The sequence below is a fragment of the Geodermatophilus sp. SYSU D01045 genome, from assembly GCF_054050295.1.
This window is the reverse complement of the sequence record NZ_JBJGZB010000037.1, coordinates 1-20,545: the sequence shown is the minus strand read 5'-3', so window position 1 is coordinate 20,545 and position 20,545 is coordinate 1. Positions and strand designations below refer to the sequence as shown.

Sequence of the window (20,545 nt, the reverse complement as noted above, 5' to 3'; positions counted from 1 at the left end):
AAACGGCCGGTGGCGGGGCCGCTCGCGGCGGGACGAGGATGCGGGGCATGACTGCTCCCGCCGGTACCCGCACGCTCGGCCGGGACGGCCTGGCCGTCTCCGCCCTCGGCCTGGGCTGCATGGGCATGAGCCAGATGTACGGCGCCGCCGACCGCGACGAGTCGATCGCGACGGTCCACCGCGCGCTCGACCTCGGCGTCACCTTCCTCGACACCTCCGACGTCTACGGCGACGGGCACAACGAGGAGCTCGTCGGCGAGGCGATCCGGGACCGGCGGGACGAGGTGCAGCTGGCGACGAAGTTCTCGCTGCGGCGCAACGACCGCGGCGGCATGGACGTCGACGGCCGGCCGGAGAACGTGCGCGCCTGCGCCGAGGCCAGCCTGCGCCGGCTCGGCGTCGACGTGATCGACCTGTACTACCAGCACCGGGTGGACCCGCGGGTGCCGATCGAGGACACCGTCGGGGCGATGGCCGAGCTGGTGCAGCAGGGCAAGGTCCGCCACCTCGGGCTGTCGGAGGCGTCCGCGGCGTCGATCCGCCGGGCGGTGGCCGTGCACCCGATCGCGGCGCTGCAGAGCGAGTGGTCGCTGTGGACGCGCGACCTCGAGGTCGGCAAGGGTGGTGGGGCGGGCGGAGACACCGTGCTGGGCGTCGCGCGCGAGCACGGCATCGGGATCGTGCCGTTCAGCCCGCTCGGCCGCGGCTTCCTCACCGGCGCGATCACCAGCCCCGACGACTTCGCCGAGGACGACTGGCGGCGCATCCACCCGCGGTTCACCGGCGAGGCGTTCACGGCGAACCTGCGCCTGGTCGACGCCGTCCGCGCGATGGCGGGGGAGAAGGGCTGCACGCCCGGGCAGCTGGCGCTGGCCTGGGTGCTGGCGCAGGGTCCCGACGTCGTCCCGATCCCCGGCACCAAGCGGCGGTCCTACCTGGAGGAGAACGCCGGCGCGCTCGCCGTCGAGCTGTCGGCGGAGGACCTGGCGCGGCTCGGCGAGATCGCCCCGCCCGGGGTCGCCGTCGGTGGCCGGTACGCCGACGCCGGCTACGCCTACGGCGACAGCCCGGAGCGCGCCGCGTGAGCGACCCGGCCTGCGGCGTCGCGCACGGGGCGCCGGCTGCCGAGGCGACCGACCGGGTGCTGGTCGCGGTGTTCGCCTCCCCGGTGGCCGAGGTGCTGCTGCGCTGGGGCGCCGAGCTCGGCTTCCGCGCCGCGCTGGTCGACCCGGCCGGCGGGGACGGCGCCCGCACGCTGGCCGACCTCGAGGACGCCCTCGACCTCGACCGGGCCGACGTCGTGGTCACCGACCACCACCGCCCCGAGCTCGGCGAGGTGCTGCGGGACGCGCTGGCCCGCCGGGTCCGCTGGATGGGCGTCATGGGCAACCCGCGGCACGAGGGCCCGCACGTGGCGGCACTGGCCGCGCTCGGCGTCCCGCCGGAGGAGGTGGCCCGGGTGCACCGGCCGATCGGGCTGGACATCGGCTCCCGCGCGCCGGCCGAGATCGCGCTGAGCACGCTGGCCGGGCTGCTGGCCGACCGGAACGGCCGCTCCGGCGGGTTCGCGCACGGCCCCCGGTGAGCGCCGTCCTGCTCGGTGCCGACCTGGGCACCAGCGGGCTCAAGCTCGTCGCGCTGGGCGAGGACGGCGGCACCGTCGCGGAGACCGAGGCCGGCTACCCCGTGGAGAGCCCGCGGGAGGGCTGGGCCGAGTGCGCCGTCGGCACCTGGCGGGCGGCGTTCGACGACGCCCTGGCCCGGCTGCTGCCCGCGCTGGGCGGCCGGCCGGTGGCCGGGCTGGGGCTGTCCGGCCAGATGCACGGCACGGTGCTCGTCGACGACGCCGGCGCCGCGCTCGCGCCCGCGGTGCTGTGGCCGGACCGGCGGGCCGCCGCGGAGGTCGCCCGCTGGCGAGCACTGCCGGTGCCCGACCGCGCCGCGCTGGCCAACCCGCTGGTGCCGGGGATGACCGGCCCGGTGCTGGCCTGGCTGGCGGCGCACCGGCCCGGCCTCGTCGACCGCGCCGCGGCCGTCCTGCTGCCCAAGGACGCCCTCCGCGCCACCCTGCTGCCCGGCACCGACCCGCGGGTCACCGACCGCAGCGACGCCTCGGCCACGCTGCTGTGGGACGTCGTCGCCGACGGCTGGTCCGCCGCCGCGCGGGCCGCGGCGGGGGTACCGCCCGGCCTGCTCCCGGCGGTGCGGACCTCGGCGGAGGTGGCCGGGACGGCGGTGCTCGGCGGGGCGGAGGTCCCAGTCGTGGTGGGCGGCGGGGACACCCCGCTGGCGCTGCTCGCGGCCGGCACGACCTCCGGCCTGCAGGTGAACCTCGGCACCGGCGCGCAGGTGCTGCGGCCCGGCTGGACGCCGGCCCCGGCCGACGACCCGCCGGTGCACGGCTATGCGGACGCCGAGCGCGGCTGGTACGCGATGGCCGCGCTGCAGAACGGCGGCTCGGCGTGGACCTGGGCGGCCGGCGTGCTCGGCGTCCCGTCCGCTGCACTGTTCGACCTGGCCGCGACGTCGCCGCCGGGGGCCGGGGGAGCGGTGTTCCGGCCGTTCCTCACCGGCGAGCGCGGCGGGGTGGCCGGGCCCGGCGACCGCGCCGGCTGGTCCGGCCTGGGCGCCGGCACCACCCGCGCCGACCTCGCCCGGGCCGCCGTCGAGGGGGTGCTGTCCGCCGTCGCCGCGGCGGCCGGGCTGCTCGGGGAGGTGCCCGACGGTCCCGTCGTCCTGACCGGGGGCGGGGGACGCTCGCCGCTGGTGCGGGAGACCCTCGCGGGCCTGCTGGGCCGGCCGGTGACGTACCTGCCGCTGCGCAGCGCGTCCGCGGTCGGGGCGGCGGTCCTGGCCGGGCGCGGCACCGGCCTGCCGGTCGCGCCGCGGCGGGCCTGACCGGCCGCATGGAACGGTGCCGCCCCGGGCACCGTTGACCCCGACGAGGGGCCCAGGACGGGCCCCGGCGAGAGGAGGCACGCGAGATGGCGTCGGTGTTCGACAAGGTGGCCCAGTTCGCCCGCAGCCCGAAGGGTCAGCAGACCCTCAAGCAGGTGTCGGCCAAGGCCCAGCAGCTGGCGAGGGACCCCAAGACCAAGGCCCGGATCGACGACGCCCGCCGCCGGTTCACCGGTGGCCGCGGCACCGGCGGCGGCCCGCGCCCCACGGCGTAGCCCCGGACACGACGGCGGCCCCTCCCCGGCGTCGGGGAGGGGCCGCCGTCGCGTTCAGGCCGCGGGGCCGGGCAGCTTCAGGTGGGCCAGCGCGGCGTCGTGCAGCGCGCCGTTGGTGGCCAGCGCGCTGCCGCCGGCCGGGCCGTCGGCGCCGGTGAGGTCGGAGAACCGCCCGCCGGCCTCGCGCACGATGACGTCGAGCGCGGCGAGGTCCCACAGCGACACCTCGGGCTCGCACGCGACGTCGACCGCGCCCTCGGCCAGCAGGACGTAGCTCCAGAAGTCGCCGTAGGCGCGGGTGCGCCACACCGACCGCGTGAGGTCGAGGAACCCGTCGAGCAGGCCGCGCTCCTCCCAGCCGGACAGGCTGGAGTAGGACAGGCTCGCGTCGCCGAGGTCGGAGATGCCGGAGACGTGGCACCGGGTGGCCGACTCCAGCCGCCGCCCGGTCCAGGCACCGACGTCCTTGGCCGCCCACCAGCGGCGGTTGAGCGCCGGCGCCGATACCAGGCCGACGACCGCCTCGTCGCCGTCGAACAGCGCGATGAGGGTCGCCCACACCGGCACGCCGCGGACGAAGTTCTTCGTCCCGTCGATCGGGTCGAGCACCCAGCGCCGCGGCCCGTGCCCGGTGACGCCGAACTCCTCGCCGAGCACGGCGTCCCGCGTGCGGGCCCGGGCGAGGGTGGTCCGCAGCTGCTCCTCGACGGCGCGGTCGGCGTCGGTGACCGGCGTCAGGTCCGGCTTGGTCTCGACGGCGAGGTCGAGGGCCCGGAACCGCTCCATGCTGATGGAGTCCGCCTGGTCGGCCAGCACGTGCGCCAGGTGCATGTCCCCCGTGAAGTCCCGGCCCGGTGTCATGGGCACCGAACCTAGCGGGCGGTCAGTCGAAGACGGCGGCACTGATGCCGCTGGGCCCCTCGTACTCCCGGTCGTCGATCTCCTGCAGCGCGTCGAGGACCTCCTTGTCGGCACCCTTGGCGTGCTCGAGGATCTGCTCCTTGCTCGCCGGGTAGTCGATGCCCTTGAGGGCCTTCTGGAGGTCGATCGGGCTCACCATGCCGGTGCCGCTACCCCCGCCCACGTGCTCCGATGCACGGATACCGTCGAGGGGATGGAAGCGGCGACGATCGTGGGGCTCCTGGCCGACCCCACCCGGCTGAGGGTGGTGGCGGCCCTGGCGCTCGGCGCCGGGACGATCGAGGACGTCGCCGCGGCCTCGGGGCTGTCGCTCAAGGACGTCGCGCTCGCCGCCCGCCGGCTCGCCCGCGCCGGGCTGGTCCGCCGGGACGGGCACGTCCTCGAACTGCTGACCGACCGGTTCGGCGCCGCCGCGCGCGCCGCGGCCGAGGCGGCGCCCGCGCCGGAGCCGCTGTCGGACGACCCGGCCGAGTCCGCGGTGCTCGCCGCGTTCATCCGCGACGGCCGGCTGACCACCATCCCGGCGCAGCGGAGCAAGCGGCGCCTGGTGCTCGAGCACGTGGTCCGGGTGTTCGACGTCGGCGTCCGCTATCCCGAGCGCGAGGTCAACGCGCTGCTGGCGGTCTGGCACCCCGACACCGCGGCGCTGCGCCGCTACCTGGTCGACGAGGGGCTGCTGTCCCGCGAGGCCGGGCTGTACTGGCGGACCGGCGGCTGGGTGGACGTCTAGTCCACCTGCCTGTGCTCGTGCTCTGCCCCCACGGGCGGGGCAGAGCACGACTTCTCCCAGGACGGGGCCCGGGTGCGGGGTCACACTCCGGGCGTGCCCGACGCCGACGCCTTCCGCGCGCTCGCCCGCTCCTCGCCGTGGCGGTGGACGACGCTGCGGTTCACCGTGCGCCGGCCCGATCACCCGTGGCGGACCCAGCCCCTGCGTGCGTGGCTGCGCCGGCCCGATCGGCTCCGCGTCGAGACCCTCGACGGCGAGCTGCTGCAGGTCGTCCACGAGCCGCGGCAGCGGTCGGTGCTCCTCGGTCCGGACGGCGGGCGGGAGGTCGTCCACCCCTGGCCGGCGGACGGTCCCGGGCCGGTCCTGCGGGACGACGGGCTGGTGGCGGTCCGGCCGGAGGGGCCCTCCTACGACGCGCCGATGTACCAGAGCTACGACTGGGTGGCGCTGCTCGACCCGGTCGAGCTCGCCGACGGCCGGGACCCGGACACCGGGGAGCCGGGCGTGCCCGGCCTGGAGGTCGACTCCGTCACCCGGGTCGAGCACGGCGGACGGCCGGCCTGGGAGGCGGTCGTCCGTCCGACGCCGCGGTACGAGCCGCGGTGCGACTGCTGCTCGCTGCTCCGGTCGCGGGACCTCGACGTCCGGGCCGGCGTGGTCGAGGTGCTGGACCGCTACCCGGAGGCGTACCGGGTCCGGCTCGACGAGCAGACCGGCACCTGCGTGTGGATCGACGACCCCGGCTCGCTGGGCGTCGACCTCGACGTGCGGATCGAGGCGGTCGACGAGCCGATGGACGACGGGCTGTTCGGCTAGCCGAGCCGCACGGTCCCGTCGGCGTCGACCGACCAGCCGGGGTTGTGCCCGATCTCCCAGACGACGCCGTTGGGGTCGCGCACCAGCGCGTGGAAGACGCCGCCGAAGGCGCCCTCCCCGGGCGGGGTGAGCACCGTGCCCCCGGCGGCGGCCATCTGCTCGCACAGCGCGGCGACGGCGTCGCGGTCGCCGACGTTGTGCGCCAGCGTCAGCCCGGACACCTCCGGCCGGGCGGGCCCGGTACCGAGGTCCTGGGCGAACTTCGCCGTCTCGAAGAAGGCCAGCACGGTGCCCGGCGCGACCTGGAAGAACACGATCTCGCCGGGCACGTCGAGCAGCGGCGTCCAGCCCAGGCCCTCGACGTAGAACCGCCGGGCGGCGTCGAGGTCGGCGGTGGCCAGCGTGAGGAAGTGGACCTGCTGTTCCACGGGGCTCCTCCCGTCAGTAGCCCGGGCCGAGCTGGCCCACGGCGTCGAGCAGCCGCCGCACGCTGGCCAGCCGCTCGGCGCGGCCGGGCGGACCGTCGGCGGCCCAGGCGTCCAGCGCGCAGTCCGGGTCGTCGGCGGAGTGCCCGCAGCCCGGCGGACAGTCGACGGCGGCCTCGGCGAGGTCGTCGAAGGCCGCGACGACGTCGTCGGCGGTGACGTGCGCCAGCCCCAGCGAGCGGATGCCGGGTGTGTCGACGATCGTGCCGCCGCCGGGCAGGTCGAACAGCACCGCCGACGACGACGTGTGCCGCCCCTTCCCGACCTTCGTCACCTCGCCGATGGCCCGGTCCGCCTCGGGCACCAGCCGGTTCACCAGCGTCGACTTGCCCACGCCCGACTGCCCCACGAACACGCTGGTGCGCCCCTCCAGCCGCTCGAGCAGCGGGTCCAGCGGCGTCTCCCGGGACACCGGCACCGCGCCGACGTCCAGCCCCGCGTAGCGGTCCAGCAGCGCCTGCGGGCTGGCCAGGTCGGTCTTGGTCAGGCAGAACAGCGGCTCCAGCCCGCCGGCGTAGGCGGCCACCAGGCAGCGGTCGAGGAACCCCAGCGCCGGGTCGGGGTCGGTCACCGAGGTGACGACGACGAGCTGCTCGGCGTTGGCCACCACGACCCGCTCGGTGGGGTCGGTGTCGTCGGCGGTGCGCCGCAGCGACGTCGTCCGGTCCTCGATGACGACGATCCGGGCGAGGGTGTCGGGCCGGCCGCTGGTGTCGCCGACCAGCCGCACCCGGTCCCCGACGACGACGCCGTGCCGCCCCAGCTCCCGGGCGCGCATCGCGGTCACCTCGAGCGGGGCGCCGTCCGGACCGGGGACCCGGACGGTCATCCGGCCGCGGTCGACCGCGATCACCAGGCCCGGGACGGCGTCGGAGTGCGCCGGCCGGGTGCGGGTGCGCGGGCGGGACCCGCGCCGGTTGGGCCGGACCCGGACGTCGTCCTCGTCCGAGCGGCTGTCGTGGCGGCGGCTCAGGAGGCCACCCCCGCGGTCGTGGAGAGCATGCCCGCCCAGCGCTCGCGGAAGTCCGGCAGCGTCTTGGTGACCGCCTCGGCCCCGGACACCCGCACGCCCTCGACCGCGAGGCCGAGGACGGCGGCGGCGTGCACCATGCGGTGGTCGGCGTAGGAGTCCAGCAGCGCCGGCCGCAGCGGGCCCGGCTCCACCTCCAGGCCGTCGGGCAGCTGCCGGACGCGGGCGCCGACGGCGGTGAGCACCTCGTCGAGGGCCTGGAGGCGGTCGGTCTCGTGGCCGCGCAGGTGGGCGATGCCGGTCAGCCGCGAGGGCCCGTCGGCCAGCGCGCAGAGCGCGGCGAGCACGGGGGTCAGCTCGCCGACGTCGCCGAGGTCGGCGACCAGCGGGGCGACGCGGCCGGTGCCGGTGACCCGCAGGCCGTCCGGCGTCCGCTCGACCTCGGCGCCCATCGCGCCCAGCAGTCGGTCCAGCTGCGCGCCGGGCTGGGTGGTGACCGCCGGCCAGTCGGGCACGGTGACCCGCCCGCCGGTGACCAGCGCGGCGGCGAGGAACGGCGCGGCGTTGGACAGGTCGGGCTCGACGACGCGGTCGAGCGCGGCCGGCCGCCCGGGGGAGACCCGCCACCCGCGGTCGGTGGCGACGACGTCGACGCCGTGCTCGCGCAGTGCGGCGACGGTCATCTCCACGTGCGGCATCGACGGCACCCCGCCGGCCAGGGCGAGGTCGATCCCGCCGGCGAACCGGGCGGCGGCCAGCAGCAGCCCGGAGACGATCTGCGAGGACTCGCTCGCGTCGACGGTCACCGCGCCGCCGCGGACCGCGCCGGTGCCGAGCACGGTGAACGGCGCCCGGCCGCGGCCGCCGTCGTCGACCTGCACGCCGAGGTCGCGCAGCGCCGCGATGAGGCCGGCGTTGGGGCGCTCGCGCAGCCGCGGGTCGCCGTCGAGCCGGACCGGGCCGTCGGCGAGGGCGGCCACCGGCGGCAGGAAGCGCAGCACGGTGCCGGCCAGCCCGGCGTCGACCTCCGCCGGGCCGCGCAGCTCCCCGGGGGTGACCAGCCAGTCGGCGCCGTCCTCGGCGATGCCGACGCCGAGCGCGCGCAGGCCCGCGGCCATGAGGTCGGTGTCGCGGGCCCGCAGCGGGCGCACGACGCGGCTCGGGCCGTCGGCGAGCGCGGCCAGGACGAGCGCCCGCGCGGTGATCGACTTGGAGCCGGGCAGCGGGACGACGGCGTCCACGGGGGTCGGGCGGTGCGGCGTCGTCCAGACCTGGCTCACGGGGGACCATCCTGCCCGGTCCGGACGACGCCGCACTGCGGAGCCCGCCCTAGCCGGCCTGCGGCTTCTCGGCCTTCTTGGCCGGCACCGTGCGCAGGAGCCGCCGGTTGGCGAACTCGAACACCGCCAGCTCGGAGAGCTCGCGGCCGTAGCCGGAGCGCTTGATCCCGCCGAAGGGCAGCTCGGGGGAGGAGCCGGTGGGCTGGTTGATCCAGACCATCCCGGCCTCGATCCGCTCGGCCACCGCCCGCGCGCGGTCGAGGTCGCTGCTCATCACGGTCGCACCGAGCCCGTAGACGCTGTCGTTGGCGAGGGCGACGGCCTCGTCGGCGTCCTTCACCCTGTAGACGACGGCGGCGGGGCCGAAGAGCTCCTCGTGGTACGCGCGCATCTCGGGCGTCACGTCGGTCAGCAGGGTCGGCTCCACGAACGCGCCCGGGTGGTCGGGGCGGCCGCCCCCGGCGAGCACGGTGGCGCCCTTGTCGACGGCGTCCTGGATCTGGGCGTGCAGGTCCTTCGCGGCCTGCTCCGACGACAGCGGCGCCAGCGTGGTGCCCGCGTCCGCCGGGTCGCCGGGGGCGAAGGTGGAGAACGCCTGCTGCAGGCCGGCGACGAACGGCTCGTAGGCGTCCTCGGTGACGATCAGCCGCTTGGCAGCGATGCACGCCTGGCCGCTGTTCTGCATCCGGCCGGTGGTCGCCGCCTTGACCGTGGCGCCGACGTTCTCGGCGTCCAGGACGATGAACGGGTCGCTGCCGCCGAGTTCGAGCACGGACTTCTTCAGGTGCTTGCCGGCCAGGGCGCCCACCGCGCTGCCGGCGCGCTCGCTGCCGGTCAGCGTCACGCCCGCGATGCGGGGGTCGGCGATGACCTGCTCGACGTCGGCGATGCGCAGGAAGGTGTTGGTGAAGACGCCCTCGGGCGCACCGGCGTCGGTGAACAGCTGCTCGATGGCCAGCGCGCACTGCGGGACGATCTCGGCGTGCTTGAGGATCACGGTGTTCCCCAGCACGAGGTTCGGGCCGGCCACGCGGACCACCTGGTAGTAGGGGTAGTTCCAGGGCTCGATGGCCAGCAGCGCGCCCACCGGGTGCGTCTCGACGACGGCCTCGCCCTTGCCCAGCAGCGGCTGGATCGGGGTGGGCTGCAGGAAGCCCGGGCCGTTGTCGGCGTAGTAGTTGAGGATCATCGAGCAGAGGAACAGCTCGCCGGCGGCCTCCTCGCTGCGCTTGCCCATCTCCTTCGTGGCGAGCGCGGCCAGCTCGTCGCGGCGCTCGTCCATCAGCTCGGCGGCGCGGCGCACGACGGCGGCGCGCTCCTCGACCGGCCGCTGCCGCCACTCCTGGTACGCGGCGTGCGCGGTCGCGATGATCCCGTCGATGGCCTCGGTGGGCGTGAAGTCGAACTCCTTCTCGGTCTCCCCGGTGAAGGGGTCGACCGTCGCGTAGCGCCGCTCGGCGGACTCGCTCGCGGTCTTCGGCTGCTCCTGCGGTGGGTTCTGGGTCGCGGTCACGCGCGTGATCCTCGTCTCTGCTCGCCGGTGTCTCCACCCCGGCCCTACCCGACCCCCAGCAGGGCACTCGCGCTGTCCCCGGTCCCGCCTAGAGTCGGTCCCGCGGGCCCGTCCCGGGCCGGCCCGACAGCCGGGAGGACCAGCCATGTGCGGTCGATACGCCGCCACCCGCCGTCCCGAGGACCTCGTCGTCGAGTTCGAGGCCGTCCCCGCCGAGGGGCAGGAGCCGCTGCGGGCCGACTTCAACGTCGCGCCGACCAAGGACGTCTACGTGGTCCGGACCAAGCGCGAGCGCGACCCGGAGGGCAGCCCCACCGGCGCCGGGCACCGGGAGCTGCGCTCGGTCCGCTGGGGCCTGGTGCCCTCCTGGGCCAAGGACGTCTCGGTGGGCAACCGGATGCTCAACGCCCGCGTCGAGTCGCTCACCGAGAAGCCGGCCTTCCGCTCGGCTGCCCGCTCCCGCCGCTGCCTGGTCCCGGCCGACGGCTGGTACGAGTGGCAGAAGAGGCTCGACTCGCCGGGCAAGCAGCCGTTCTTCATCACCCCGGCCGACGGGTCGGTGCTGGCCATGGCCGGCCTCTACGAGGTGTGGGGCAAGGGCGAGGACCGGCTCTACACCTGCACCGTCGTCACCGCCCCCGCCGTCGGCGCGCTCACCGAGATCCACGACCGGATGCCGCTGGTGCTGCCGCGCGAGCGGTGGGCCGACTGGCTCGACCCCGCCCGCGACGACGTCGAGGCGCTGGCGGAGCCGACCCCGCCGTCGGTGGTCGAGGGCCTGGAGCTGCGCCCGGTGAGCGCCGCGGTGAACAACGTCCGCAACAACGGCGCCGAGCTGGTCGCCCGCGTCGAGGGCACCAGCGCCCCGGCCGACCAGCCCGCGCTCTTCTGAGGAGCCGTCCGCTGAGCGAGCGCGCGCCCGCCGTCGTCCCCGCCGACCCGCCCGCCGAGGCGCCTGCCGGGCCCGTGCTGCCCGGCTGGGTCGCCGCCGGGGTCACCTTCCTCGCCTCCGGCGCGGTGCTGGTGCTGGAGATCGTCGGGCTGCGGCTGATCGCCCCCTACGTCGGCATCACGCTGCAGACCAACACCGCGGTCATCGGCTTCGCGCTGGCCGCGATCGCGGTCGGCGCCTGGGCCGGGGGCGCCACCGCCGACCGCCGCGACCCGCGCGGGCTGATCGCGCCGCTGCTGGTCGCCGGCGGGGCGCTGGTGATCGCCGTCCTGCCGCTGGTCCGGTTCACCGGGTCGTTCCTCACCGGCCCCGATGCCGGCGCCGTGCTGCTGCTGGCCGCCGTCGCCATCGTGGTGCCGGCGACGCTGCTGTCGGCGGTGCCGCCGATGGTGGTGAAGCTGCAGCTGGCCAGCCTGGCCGAGACCGGGTCGGTCGTCGGGAAGCTGTCGGGCATCGGCACGCTCGGCGGCATCGCGGCCACCTTCGCCACCGGCTTCGTGCTCATCGCGGTCTTCCCGAGCAGCGGCATCCTCGTCGGCACCGGGCTCGTGACCGTCGTCGCCGGCATCGCCGTGTTCCTGCTGCTGCGGCGCCGGTCGCCGGGCGGGGCGGGGCGGGTGCCGACGGCGCTGCTGCTGCTCGCCGTCACCGGGTCGCTGCTGGCGGCGGTCGCGCCGACGCCGTGCGAGGAGGAGACCGCCTACCACTGCGCCCGCGTGGTGGCCGACCCCGGGCGGGAGACCGGCCGGGTGCTGGTGCTGGACACGCTGCGGCACAGCTACGTCGACCTCGCCGACCCCACCCACCTGGAGTTCCAGTACGTCCGGGCGATCGCCGCGGTCACCGACGTCCTGGCCCCCGCGGGGGAGCCGCTGTCGGCGCTGCACCTGGGCGGCGGCGGCGCGACCGTGCCCCGCTACCTCGCGGAGGTCCGCCCCGGCACCGAGAGCCTGGTGCTCGAGGTGGACCCGGGCGTCGTCGCGATCGACCGCGAGCAGCTCGGCCTGGAGACCTCCGGGCAGCTGCAGGTGCGGGTCGGCGACGCCCGCGTGGGGCTGGCCGCCGAGCCCGCCGGCACCCGCGACGTCGTCGTCGGCGACGCCTTCGGCGGCCTGTCGGTGCCCTGGCAGCTGACGACCGTGGAGGCGCTGGAGCTGGTCGACCGGGCGCTGGCCGACGACGGCGTGTACGTCGCCAACCTCATCGACCACCCGCCGCTGGGCTTCGTCCGCGCGGAGCTGGCCACCATGCGCGCGGTGTGGCCGCACGTGCTGCTGCTGGCCCGCGCGCCGGTGCTCGCCGCCGAGGACGGCGGCAACGTCGTCGCGGTCGCGTCGCACCGGCCGCTGGACGAGTCCGCGCTGGCGCAGGCGCTGCTGGCGCAGGACTCGGCGTGGCAGGTGGCCTCGGCCGAGGAGGTGGCCGCCCTCGCCGGCGACGCGCAGGTGCTCACCGACGACGCCGCGCCGGTCGACCAGCTTCTGACCCCTTACGGAGTCCCCGACTCGTAGTCGGCCCCTCGCGGGGGCCCGCCGCGAGCTTGCGGGTGGGGGGCGAGGGGTCCTTTCGCGATGGGGGCGGTGCGGGCGCGGGTCAGGCGGACCAGGTCGGCCGGCGGCAGCTCCACCTGCAGCCCGCGCCGGCCGGCGCTGACCATCACCGTCGCGAAGCCCAGCGCCGAGTCGTCGACCACGGTGGGCAACGCCCTGCGCTGACCGAGCGGGCTGATCCCGCCGAGCACGTAGCCGGTGGTGCGCTCGGCGTCGGCCGGGTCGGCCATCGCGGCCCTGCGCCCGCCGGCCGCGGCGGCCAGCGCCTTGAGGTCGAGGGTGCCGCTCACCGGGACGACGGCGACGGTCAGCGTGCCGTCGACGCGGGCGACCAGCGTCTTGAACACCTGGCGCGGATCGGCGCCGAGCGCGGCCACCGCCGCCTCGCCGTGCCCCTGGTCGCTCGGGTGCTCGGGGTCGTACGGGTGCAGGGTGTGCGCCACCCCGGCCTTCTCCAGGGCCCGCACCGCGGGGGTCGCCGCCACGGCCGGGCACCGTATCCGACGCTCGCGCGGACCGCCGCCGACTTCCCGCGGCCGGGGAATGAGCCCACCGGCGGCCACCGTTGCAGGGACCGTGAGCAGCACCGTCTCCAGCGCCCGCACCCGGGCCCCGCACCGGCGGCCCCCGGGCCGGCCCGACGCCGCGCGACTAGGATCGACCGACGTGGCAGCCCGCCTCCGGGCGCCGCAGAGAGGACGGTCGGTGCCTGAGGAGACCCCGGGCGGGAACCCCGCCGTCGAGCCGGTCGAGACCCCGCGCGAGCAGGTGGCCGGAGCTCCGGTGGAGGTGCCCGAGGCCCGCGAGGGGGGCAGCCGCACCGAGATCGCCGAGACCCGCGCGGAGCGCGACGCCCGCTTCGAGCGGGACGCGCTGCCCTACCTCGACCAGCTCTACCCGGCGGCGCTGCGGATGACCCGCAACCCCGCCGACGCCGAGGACCTGGTCCAGGAGACGTTCGTCAAGGCCTACTCCGCGTTCCACCAGTTCGCCGAGGGCACGAACCTCAAGGCCTGGCTGTACCGGATCCTGACCAACACCTACATCAACAGCTACCGCAAGAAGCAGCGTCAGCCGCAGCAGTACCCGACCGACCAGGTGCAGGACTGGCAGCTGTACGCGGCCGAGGAGCACAGCTCCAGTGGACTGCGCTCGGCGGAGATCGAGGCGCTGGACCACCTGCCGGACTCCGACATCAAGGAGGCCCTGCAGCAGCTGCCCGAGGACTTCCGGCTGGCGGTGTACCTCGCCGACGTCGAGGGCTTCGCCTACAAGGAGATCGCCGAGATCATGGGCACGCCCATCGGCACGGTGATGTCCCGGCTGCACCGTGGCCGGCGGGGCCTGCAGAAGCTGCTGGCTGACTACGCCCGTGAGCGCGGGTTCGTCCGCGCCGGAGCCGGTGAGGAGGGGCGGTCGTGAGCACCGAGCAGGAGCGTCCGGTCGAGATCTCCTCGTGCGACGACGTCCTGTCGCACGTCTTCGAGTTCCTCGACCGCGAGACCGACGACGCCCGCCGCGCCGTCATCGCCGAGCACCTCGAGGACTGTTCCCCGTGTCTGCGGCAGTTCGGCATCGAGCAGGAGTTCAAGGCGCTGGTCCGCCGCCGCTGCGGCGGTGACCCGACGCCGTCGGGCCTGCGCGAGCGGATCAAGATGCAGCTGACCACCGTCTCCTTCGAGGAGGACGGCACGCAGATCAGCGTGGAGAAGGTCAGCACCGAGGTGGTCCGGACCGACTGGTCCGAGGACGCCTGAGGCCCCCGGCTCCACGACGACGCCCCGCCCCCGGTCCTCCGGGTGCGGGGCGTCGTCGTGTCCGGCCCGTCGGGCCGTTCGTCAGGCGTTGGGGCGCTTGCCGTGGTTGGCCTTGTTCCCCTTGCGGGAGCGCCGCTTGCGTCCACGCTTGGACATCGCTGCCCTCCTCTCGTCGTCGTGGTCCCTGTTCCCACCCAGGGTCCCACAGCGGGTGAGGAGGTCCCCGCCCGGTGGCGTGGGTGTCGGCGGCGCGGGGCACGATGGCAGGGAGACCGGGCGGACGGCCCGGCGCGGTGACGGGAGGACCGGGGAGCGTGGCCCAGCACGGGATCGAGAGCGTGCTCGTGGCGGGGCGGGGGCCCGCGGCGTGCGCGGTCATCGCGGCCTGCTCCCGGCTCGACGTGAAGTCGGTGGCCGTCTACTCCGAGGCCGAGCGCTCGGCCCGGCACGTGCGGCTGGCCGACGACGCGGTGCTGCTCGGGCCGGCGCCCGCGGCGGAGTCCTACCTCGCCGTCGACCGGATCGTGGAGGCCGCCCGCCGCAGCGGGGCCCGCGCCGTCCTGCCCGTGCCGCCCGCGCTGGCCGGCAACGCCGCGCTGGCCGGGGAGGTCGCCGCCGCGGGGCTCACCTGGGTCGGCCCGCCCGCCGAGGTGCTCGAGCGGCTCGGCGGCGACGGCGTGGAGCCGGCCAGCGAGCACGGCCTGCTCGCCGTCGTCACCGAGGACGGCCTGCGGTTCCCGACGGCGGTGGCCCGCGACCGGGCGGCCGGCATCGCGCGGGTGTCCTGGACGCCCGATCCCGCCGGGGACGTGCCGCCCGGCGCCAAGCGGCTGGCCGAGGTCGGCTGGCGCGGGCTGGTCACCGTCGGCGTCGCCGAGGACGGCGAGCTGGGGGAGGTCGCGGCCGGCTTCTCCCTCGACATGGCCGTGCTGGAGCGGGCGCACCAGGTGGACGCGGTCGACCTCGCGCTGGCCGCGGCGGTGGGCCGTCGCGCGCCGCGGCGCCGCGCGCTCGACGAGCACCCGCCGCGGGCCGCGGTCGCCGTCCAGCTGCGCTCGACGCTGCCGCCCGGGAGGGCCGGCCGGGTGACCGGCGCCCTGCCCTCGGCGGGCCGGCTGCGCGGCACCACCGGGCGGACCGAGGTGGTCGCGGTCAGCGGCTACGACCCGGGCGACCGGCTCGACGGCTGGTACGACGCCCTGCTGGCCACCGTGAGCGCCGGGGCGCCCGACACCGCGACCGCCGCGCGGGCCGCCGCCGCCGCGCTGTCCGGCCTGCCCGAGACCGGGGTGCCGCACGACGGCGACGAGGTCTGCGCGGTGCTGCACCGGCTGGCCGAGGGGGACCTCGCCCCGGGGTCCTGAGCGACGGCCGGGCTCCGGGGCCCGTGCTTGGATGGGGGCTCCGCTCAGCGAGGAGGTGCCGCGTGGCAGTCGAGGAGATCCACGCCGAGATGGTCTCCAGCGTCTGGAAGGTGCTGGTGAGCCCGGGCAGCGAGGTGTCCGCGGGGGACACCCTGGTGATCCTCGAGTCGATGAAGATGGAGATCCCCGTGCTCACCGAGCGCGCCGGCGTCGTGCAGGAGCTGCACGTCGTCGAGGGCGAGGTGCTGCAGGAGGGCGACCTCATCGCCACCGTCGCCGACGCCTGACCACCGCCCCGGCGGCTCAGGTCGCGCGGCGGGCCAGGTCCGCCAGGCGGTCCCCGAGCAGGCGGTAGACCCCCGGGTGCACGCTCATGCCGACGTGGCTGGAGTCGACCTCGACGTTCTCGGCGTCCGGGTCGAGGCACGCGTGCCAGTCGACGACCCAGTCGCTGCGGGAGTAGACCGACAGGTACGGGACCTGCGCGGGGAAGGGGCGGGCCAGGTCCTCGGCCAGCTCCCCGGCGCACCCGCCGTCCAGGCAGTCGTCGCGGAAGAGCCCCGGCAGGCCCGCGGTGCCCAGCGCGGCGACCAGCCGCACCTGCGCGGCCACCAGCGGGTTGATCGCCATGTGGTCGACGTTCGGGCTGCCGAGCGTGACGATCCCGGCGACCCGGTCCGGCCGGCGCATCGCCACGAGCTTGGCGAACAGCCCGCCCCGGCTCTGGCCGACGACCGCGGCGGGCCGGCCCGTCCGGTCGGTGAACTCCACCAGGCGGCGCTCCAGGCGCTCGACCGCCAGGCGGGTGCAGTCGACGTTGACGCGGATCTGCGAGGTGCACGTCCGGTAGCCCCGGGCGCCCAGCCAGCGCTCCAGCACCGACAGCGACGGGTCCCCGGCCAGGAAGCCCGGCACGAGCAGGACCGGCAGGCCGCCGCCGTGCGGGACGCCGTGCCCGCGCCAGACGGGGGAGCGGACCAGTGCGGCCGCCTCGCGCCAGGGCCGCTGCGCGGCGAGCAGTGCCGCGACCGGGGAGGCCCCGATCCACGGGGGTGCCTCGCCGGCCGGTGTGCGGGAGGTGTGCGCCGTCGTGTGCATGTCGGGTCCTCGTTCTCCTCGACGGTCCGCTGCAGGAGAGTGTGACCCCTGACACACTCGTGCAGACGGCCGGGGCGCGGCGCCCCGTCGTCCCCCGAGGAGGCCAGCGGACGTGAAGCAGCTGTCGGGTCTGGACGCGACGTTCCTCCACCTCGAGACGTCCGCGCAGTTCGGGCACGTCTCGAGCCTGTCCATCTACTCCCGCCCGGACGACCCCGCCTACCGGCCCTACGACGCGTGGCGCGCGCAGCTGGAGCAGCGGCTGCACCTGCTCGAGCCGCTGCGCCGGCGCCTGGTCGAGGTGCCCCTGGGCCTGGACCACCCCTACTGGGTCGCCGACCCGGCGTTCGACCTGGACTTCCACGTCCGGCACACGGCCGTCCCGCCGCCCGGCAGCGACGACCAGCTCGCCGCGCTGGCCGCGCGCCTGGTCTCCCGGCCGCTGGACCGGCGCAAGCCGCTGTGGCTGTCGTACGTCATCGAGGGCCTGGCCGACCGCCGCTTCGCCGTCCTGACGATCGTCCACCACGCCACCATCGACGGGGCGTCGGGCGTGGAGCTGATGACGCTCATGCTCGACGACACCCCCGAGGGCAACCGGACGCCGCCCGAGGCCGAGCCGTGGACGCCGGAACGGCCGCCCGGCGACCTCGAGATGCTCGCGCGGGGCGCGCTCGGCCTCGCCCGCAAGCCCGCGCGCGGAGTCCTGCTCGCCGCGTGGAGCGCCCGCGAGATCGGCCGGGCCACGCGGAACCCGGTGCTGGTCCGCGCGGCGAACGACGTCCGGCGCAGCCTGCGCGGGCCGCTGGGCACCGTGCTCAACCTCGGCCGGCACCGCCCCGAGGAGCCGGACCGGCCGCCGCCGGTGCCCAGCGTCCGGCCGCCGCGCACGCCGTTCAACGGGCCGATCACCCCGCACCGCAAGCTCGCCATCCGCTCGACGTCGCTCGACGTCGTCAAGCAGGTCAAGTCCGCGCTGGGCGCCACCGTCAACGACGTCGTCATGGCCGCGTGCGCCGGCGGCCTGCGCACCTGGCTGGACCGGCGCGGGGCGCTGCCGTCGGACCCGCTGGTGGCGCTGGTGCCCGTCTCGGTGCGGACGGGGGAGGAGACCGACCGCTGGACCAACCGGGTGTCGATGCTCTCGGCCGTCCTGCCGACCGACGAGCCCGACCCCGTCCGGCGGGTCCACCGCGTGCACGAGGCGATGAGCAGCAGCAAGGAGATCTTCTCCGCGCTGCCCGCCGAGCGGCTCACCGACTTCGCGGAGTTCCCGCCGCCGGCGGTCTTCGCGCGGGCGATGCGGCTCAGCGCCCGGCTGCGGCTGGGCTCCCGGCTCAGCCCGGGCAACCTCGTCATCTCCAACGTGCCCGGTCCGCGCACGCCGCTCTACGCCGCGGGCGCGCGCCTGGAGCACTACTTCCCGGTCTCCACGATCGTCGAGGGGCAGGGCCTCAACATCACGGTGCAGAGCTACCTCGACCGCCTCGACTGGGGCCTGGTCTCCTGCGCCGAACTGCTCCCCGACGTCGACGTGCTGCTCCGCGACATCCTCGACGACCTGGACGCCCTCACCGCCGCGGCCGGCGTGGAGGTGCCCCGGCCGGAGGCGGCCGCGCCCGCGCCCCGCCGTCCCTCGCGGTCCCGCAGCGGCCCGGCCCGCGCGCGGCGCTGAGCGGAGCCGGTCAGAGGTCGCGGGCGTAGACCAGCAGGTCGATGCCGGGGCGCGGGGACCAGTCGCGCTCGGGCAGCCGGGTGAAACCGAGCCGAGCGTAGAGCCGGTGCGCGGCGGCCATCACCGGGTCGGTCGACAGCAGCATCCGCCGCTTGCCGGCCGCGCGGGCCCGCTCCAGGCACTCGGTCACGAGCAGCTCCCCGACGCCGCGGCCGCGCGCCCCCGGGTCGACGACGAGCATCCGGAACGCCGCCTCCTCCGGCGACTCGGTGATCTCGCCGAAGTCGCCGTCGAGCACCAGCGCCACCGCGCCGACGACCCGGTCCCCGTCGCGGGCGACCACCAGCTGCGACCGGGAGGCCCGGCCCGCGACGTCGGCCAGCTGCGGCAGGTAGTCGTCGGAGGCCAGCCGCTCGTCCCGGTAGACGCCGACGGTCAGCGCCGCGATGGCCGGGAAGTCGGCGGGGACGGCGTCGTCGACGGTCACGGGCGGGGGGACGAGGGACGGTGCGGCCACGGGTGCCCAGCTTAGGTGGGCGCCCGACCTACCCTCGGTGACGATGAGCACCCTCTCCGAGCGCCTGCACCGCGGCGCGGCGACCGCTCCGTCGCAGGTCGAGCACGCCCGCCGCCTGGTGGCCGACTGGCAGCTGCTGGCCGACCTGGCCTTCGCCGACCTCACCCTGTGGGTGCCGCTGCGCACCGGCGCGTGGTGGTGCGTGGCCCAGGTGCGCCCGCTCACCGCGCCGACCAGCCAGCCCGAGGACCTGGTCGGCAGCGAGGTCGACGGGCCCGACGCCGACCCGTTCCGGCTGGCGCACCGCGAGGGCCGGCCGGTGACGGAGGGGGAGCCGGACTGGTCGGGCTCCAGCCCGCGGCGGCGCGAGGTCATCCCGGTGCGGCACGACGGCGTCGTCGTCGCGGTGCTGGCCAAGGACACCAACCTCGCGGTGACGCGGTCGCCGTCGACGCTGGAGCTGACGTACCTCGACATCGCCGCGGACCTCTGCCTCATGGTCTCGGCCGGCACCTTCCCGCCGGAGAAGCTGCTCGACGCCGAGATGAGCCCGCGGGTGGGGGACGGGCTGGTGCGCCTGGACGCGGCGGGCCGCGCCGTCTACGCCAGCCCCAACGCCCTGTCGGCCTACCGGCGGCTCGGGGTGACCGGCGACCTGTTCGGCACGGACCTGGCCAGGGTGACGCGGGCGGCGTCGTCGGACCGGGTGGCGGGGGAGGCGGTCGCGGCCGCGATCGCCGCCGCGGTGGCCGGGCGGTTCCCCGACCCGACCGACGTCGAGGGGCGGTCGGCGACGCTGCTGGTGCGCGCGCTGCCGCTGCAGGCGCCGGGTGCCGAGGAGGGCGCGCTGGTGCTGGTCCGGGACGTCACCGACCTGCGCGACCGCGACCGGGCGCTGCTGACCAAGGACGCGACGATCCGCGAGATCCACCACCGCGTGAAGAACAACCTGCAGACCGTCGCCGCGCTGCTGCGGCTGCAGGCCCGGCGGATGACCGAGCCGGCCGCGCGGGCGGCGCTGGAGGAGTCGGTGCGGCGGGTGGCCTCGATCGCCGTCGTCCACGAGACGCTGGCCGGCAGCCGGGAGGACGTGGTCGACGTCGACGACGTGCTCGACCAGGTGCTGCCGATGCTCGGCGACCTGACCTCGATCGGCCCGGCGGCGCGCACCCGCCGGGTGGGCGCCTTCGGTGAGCTGCCCGCCGCCACCGCGACGCCGCTGGTCATGGCGGTCACCGAGCTGCTGCACAACGCCGCCGAGCACGCCTTCCCGGCCGACGGCCAGCCCGGCTCGATCGAGCTGGTGGCCGAGCGCGACGGCGACGACCTGGTGGTGCGCGTCCGCGACGACGGCCAGGGGCTGCCGGAGGGGTTCGACCCGGCGCGGAGCGATGGCCTGGGCCTGCAGATCGTGCGGACGCTGGTGACCAGCGAGCTCGGCGGGTCGCTGGTCATGCGGACGCCCGAGGAGCCGCCGGGCCCCGGCCGGCCGGGCACCGAGGTGGTCCTCGAGCTCCCCGGTGCGGGGCGCCCCCGCCGTTAGGCGCTGCCCGGGACGAGTGGGGGCCTCCGCGAGGAGCGGGCGGGTGGGCCCAGCGCGGCAGGTGGCCGCGGTGTCGGCCGGCAGGACGACGACGTCGGCGAAACGGGGGGGGGGGGGGGGGGGGGGGGGGGGGGGGGGGGGCGGGGGGCGGGGGGGGGGGGGGCGGGGGGGGGCCGGGGGGGCGGGGGCGGGCGGGGGGGG

General features: G+C 76.5%; 24 protein-coding genes. 14 read left to right on the top strand and 10 right to left on the bottom strand.

The window, feature by feature from the left end:
- Positions 1-47 precede the first annotated feature (47 nt).
- The 4 genes from ACI798_RS21260 (at position 48) to ACI798_RS21245 (ending at position 3,173) form a co-directional block, all read left to right on the top strand.
- A complete protein-coding gene (locus tag ACI798_RS21260) occupies positions 48-1,085 on the top strand; it encodes an aldo/keto reductase (protein ID WP_457048885.1) in 1,038 nt (345 codons plus the stop codon).
- Positions 1,082-1,585, top strand: a complete 504-nt coding sequence (locus tag ACI798_RS21255; RefSeq protein WP_457048884.1) for an XdhC family protein — start codon at positions 1,082-1,084, stop codon at positions 1,583-1,585. Before ACI798_RS21260 ends, ACI798_RS21255 begins: the two co-directional genes overlap by 4 nt.
- Positions 1,582-2,898, top strand: a complete 1,317-nt coding sequence (locus tag ACI798_RS21250; RefSeq protein WP_457048883.1) for an FGGY family carbohydrate kinase — start codon at positions 1,582-1,584, stop codon at positions 2,896-2,898. Before ACI798_RS21255 ends, ACI798_RS21250 begins: the two co-directional genes overlap by 4 nt.
- Before the next feature lie 86 nt (positions 2,899-2,984).
- Positions 2,985-3,173, top strand: a complete 189-nt coding sequence (locus tag ACI798_RS21245) for a hypothetical protein (protein ID WP_456943380.1) — start codon at positions 2,985-2,987, stop codon at positions 3,171-3,173.
- Positions 3,174-3,227: 54 nt separating this feature from the next.
- Here ACI798_RS21245 and ACI798_RS21240 read toward each other — a convergent pair whose 3' ends face one another.
- Both ACI798_RS21240 and ACI798_RS21235 read right to left on the bottom strand, forming a co-directional pair.
- Positions 3,228-4,034: an inositol monophosphatase family protein gene (locus ACI798_RS21240; RefSeq protein WP_456943379.1), complete on the bottom strand. Its 807-nt coding sequence runs from the start codon at positions 4,032-4,034 to the stop codon at positions 3,228-3,230.
- 22 nt (positions 4,035-4,056) lie between these two features.
- Positions 4,057-4,233 carry a DUF2795 domain-containing protein gene (locus tag ACI798_RS21235; protein WP_456943378.1) on the bottom strand — a complete coding sequence of 59 codons (177 nt, stop codon included), beginning with the start codon at positions 4,231-4,233 and terminating at the stop codon, positions 4,057-4,059.
- Between the two features lie 54 nt (positions 4,234-4,287).
- Here ACI798_RS21235 and ACI798_RS21230 point away from each other — a divergent pair, with 54 nt between their 5' ends.
- A complete protein-coding gene (locus ACI798_RS21230; protein WP_456943377.1) occupies positions 4,288-4,824 on the top strand; it encodes a DUF2087 domain-containing protein in 537 nt (178 codons plus the stop codon).
- Positions 4,825-4,917: 93 nt separating this feature from the next.
- On the top strand, positions 4,918-5,640 hold the full coding sequence (locus tag ACI798_RS21225) for a hypothetical protein (RefSeq protein WP_457048882.1): 723 nt from the start codon (positions 4,918-4,920) through the stop codon (positions 5,638-5,640).
- Here the strand turns inward: ACI798_RS21225 and ACI798_RS21220 are convergent.
- The 4 genes from ACI798_RS21220 to ACI798_RS21205 all read right to left on the bottom strand — a co-directional run bounded on the left by ACI798_RS21220 (position 5,637) and on the right by ACI798_RS21205 (position 9,888).
- Positions 5,637-6,068: a VOC family protein gene (locus ACI798_RS21220; protein ID WP_457048881.1), complete on the bottom strand. Its 432-nt coding sequence runs from the start codon at positions 6,066-6,068 to the stop codon at positions 5,637-5,639. The two genes, ACI798_RS21225 and ACI798_RS21220, sit on opposite strands and share 4 nt — an antisense overlap.
- Positions 6,069-6,081: 13 nt before the next feature.
- Positions 6,082-6,954, bottom strand: a complete 873-nt coding sequence (rsgA, locus tag ACI798_RS21215) for a ribosome small subunit-dependent GTPase A (protein ID WP_457048880.1) — start codon at positions 6,952-6,954, stop codon at positions 6,082-6,084.
- Positions 6,955-7,094: 140 nt separating this feature from the next.
- On the bottom strand, positions 7,095-8,375 hold the full coding sequence (gene aroA / locus ACI798_RS21210) for a 3-phosphoshikimate 1-carboxyvinyltransferase (RefSeq protein WP_456943373.1): 1,281 nt from the start codon (positions 8,373-8,375) through the stop codon (positions 7,095-7,097).
- A gap of 49 nt (positions 8,376-8,424) precedes the next feature.
- A complete protein-coding gene (locus tag ACI798_RS21205; RefSeq protein ID WP_456943372.1) occupies positions 8,425-9,888 on the bottom strand; it encodes an NAD-dependent succinate-semialdehyde dehydrogenase in 1,464 nt (487 codons plus the stop codon).
- A gap of 145 nt (positions 9,889-10,033) precedes the next feature.
- Between ACI798_RS21205 and ACI798_RS21200 the strand changes: the two genes are divergently transcribed.
- The gene (locus ACI798_RS21200) at positions 10,034-10,780 is read left to right on the top strand and encodes an SOS response-associated peptidase (protein ID WP_456943371.1); all 747 of its coding nucleotides are present in this window, start codon (positions 10,034-10,036) and stop codon (positions 10,778-10,780) included.
- A 74-nt stretch (positions 10,781-10,854) separates the two neighbouring features.
- Positions 10,855-12,351, top strand: a complete 1,497-nt coding sequence (locus ACI798_RS21195) for a fused MFS/spermidine synthase (RefSeq protein WP_456943370.1) — start codon at positions 10,855-10,857, stop codon at positions 12,349-12,351.
- Here the strand turns inward: ACI798_RS21195 and ybaK are convergent.
- Complete coding sequence (gene ybaK, locus ACI798_RS21190; protein WP_456943369.1) at positions 12,330-12,875, bottom strand: Cys-tRNA(Pro) deacylase; 546 nt, start codon at positions 12,873-12,875, stop codon at positions 12,330-12,332. The genes ACI798_RS21195 and ybaK overlap by 22 nt on opposite strands.
- 220 nt (positions 12,876-13,095) lie before the next feature.
- Between ybaK and ACI798_RS21185 the strand changes: the two genes are divergently transcribed.
- Together ACI798_RS21185 and rsrA are read left to right on the top strand one after the other, a co-directional pair.
- Positions 13,096-13,812, top strand: a complete 717-nt coding sequence (locus ACI798_RS21185) for a sigma-70 family RNA polymerase sigma factor (protein ID WP_456943368.1) — start codon at positions 13,096-13,098, stop codon at positions 13,810-13,812.
- Positions 13,809-14,147: a mycothiol system anti-sigma-R factor gene (gene rsrA / locus ACI798_RS21180; RefSeq protein ID WP_456943367.1), complete on the top strand. Its 339-nt coding sequence runs from the start codon at positions 13,809-13,811 to the stop codon at positions 14,145-14,147. Before ACI798_RS21185 ends, rsrA begins: the two co-directional genes overlap by 4 nt.
- 81 nt (positions 14,148-14,228) lie before the next feature.
- On the opposite strand, the gene ACI798_RS21175 is transcribed toward rsrA, so the two are convergent.
- Positions 14,229-14,303: a 50S ribosomal protein bL37 gene (locus tag ACI798_RS21175; protein WP_014377707.1), complete on the bottom strand. Its 75-nt coding sequence runs from the start codon at positions 14,301-14,303 to the stop codon at positions 14,229-14,231.
- A gap of 158 nt (positions 14,304-14,461) precedes the next feature.
- Here ACI798_RS21175 and ACI798_RS21170 point away from each other — a divergent pair, with 158 nt between their 5' ends.
- Both ACI798_RS21170 and ACI798_RS21165 read left to right on the top strand, forming a co-directional pair.
- Positions 14,462-15,511, top strand: coding sequence for a biotin carboxylase N-terminal domain-containing protein (locus tag ACI798_RS21170; RefSeq protein WP_456943366.1), 1,050 nt, complete (start codon positions 14,462-14,464; stop codon positions 15,509-15,511).
- Positions 15,512-15,573: 62 nt separating this feature from the next.
- Positions 15,574-15,798 carry a biotin/lipoyl-binding carrier protein gene (locus ACI798_RS21165; RefSeq protein ID WP_387990214.1) on the top strand — a complete coding sequence of 75 codons (225 nt, stop codon included), beginning with the start codon at positions 15,574-15,576 and terminating at the stop codon, positions 15,796-15,798.
- Positions 15,799-15,814: 16 nt separating this feature from the next.
- On the opposite strand, the gene ACI798_RS21160 is transcribed toward ACI798_RS21165, so the two are convergent.
- Positions 15,815-16,609 (bottom strand): esterase/lipase family protein, encoded by a 795-nt coding sequence (locus ACI798_RS21160; protein ID WP_456943365.1) that lies wholly within the window; start codon positions 16,607-16,609, stop codon positions 15,815-15,817.
- Between the two features lie 112 nt (positions 16,610-16,721).
- On the opposite strand from ACI798_RS21160, the gene ACI798_RS21155 reads away from it, so the two are divergent.
- Positions 16,722-18,284: a WS/DGAT/MGAT family O-acyltransferase gene (locus ACI798_RS21155; protein WP_457048879.1), complete on the top strand. Its 1,563-nt coding sequence runs from the start codon at positions 16,722-16,724 to the stop codon at positions 18,282-18,284.
- A 10-nt stretch (positions 18,285-18,294) separates the two neighbouring features.
- Here the strand turns inward: ACI798_RS21155 and ACI798_RS21150 are convergent, their stop codons facing one another.
- Positions 18,295-18,801, bottom strand: a complete 507-nt coding sequence (locus tag ACI798_RS21150) for a GNAT family N-acetyltransferase (protein WP_457048878.1) — start codon at positions 18,799-18,801, stop codon at positions 18,295-18,297.
- A 43-nt stretch (positions 18,802-18,844) separates the two neighbouring features.
- On the opposite strand from ACI798_RS21150, the gene ACI798_RS21145 reads away from it, so the two are divergent.
- Positions 18,845-20,344, top strand: a complete 1,500-nt coding sequence (locus ACI798_RS21145; RefSeq protein ID WP_456943362.1) for a sensor histidine kinase — start codon at positions 18,845-18,847, stop codon at positions 20,342-20,344.
- The last annotated feature ends 201 nt before the right edge of the window (positions 20,345-20,545 follow it).

Coding starts and splice junctions, on each gene's coding strand:
- ACI798_RS21260 (WP_457048885.1), top strand. CDS start 48: ATGACTGCTCCCGCCGGTACCCGCACGCTCGGCCGGGACGGCCTGGCC.
- ACI798_RS21240 (WP_456943379.1), bottom strand. CDS start 4,034: ATGACACCGGGCCGGGACTTCACGGGGGACATGCACCTGGCGCACGTG.
- rsgA (WP_457048880.1), bottom strand. CDS start 6,954: ATGACCGTCCGGGTCCCCGGTCCGGACGGCGCCCCGCTCGAGGTGACC.
- ACI798_RS21200 (WP_456943371.1), top strand. CDS start 10,034: ATGTGCGGTCGATACGCCGCCACCCGCCGTCCCGAGGACCTCGTCGTC.
- ACI798_RS21230 (WP_456943377.1), top strand. CDS start 4,288: ATGGAAGCGGCGACGATCGTGGGGCTCCTGGCCGACCCCACCCGGCTG.
- ACI798_RS21235 (WP_456943378.1), bottom strand. CDS start 4,233: ATGGTGAGCCCGATCGACCTCCAGAAGGCCCTCAAGGGCATCGACTAC.
- ACI798_RS21160 (WP_456943365.1), bottom strand. CDS start 16,609: ATGCACACGACGGCGCACACCTCCCGCACACCGGCCGGCGAGGCACCC.
- ACI798_RS21245 (WP_456943380.1), top strand. CDS start 2,985: ATGGCGTCGGTGTTCGACAAGGTGGCCCAGTTCGCCCGCAGCCCGAAG.
- ACI798_RS21145 (WP_456943362.1), top strand. CDS start 18,845: ATGAGCACCCTCTCCGAGCGCCTGCACCGCGGCGCGGCGACCGCTCCG.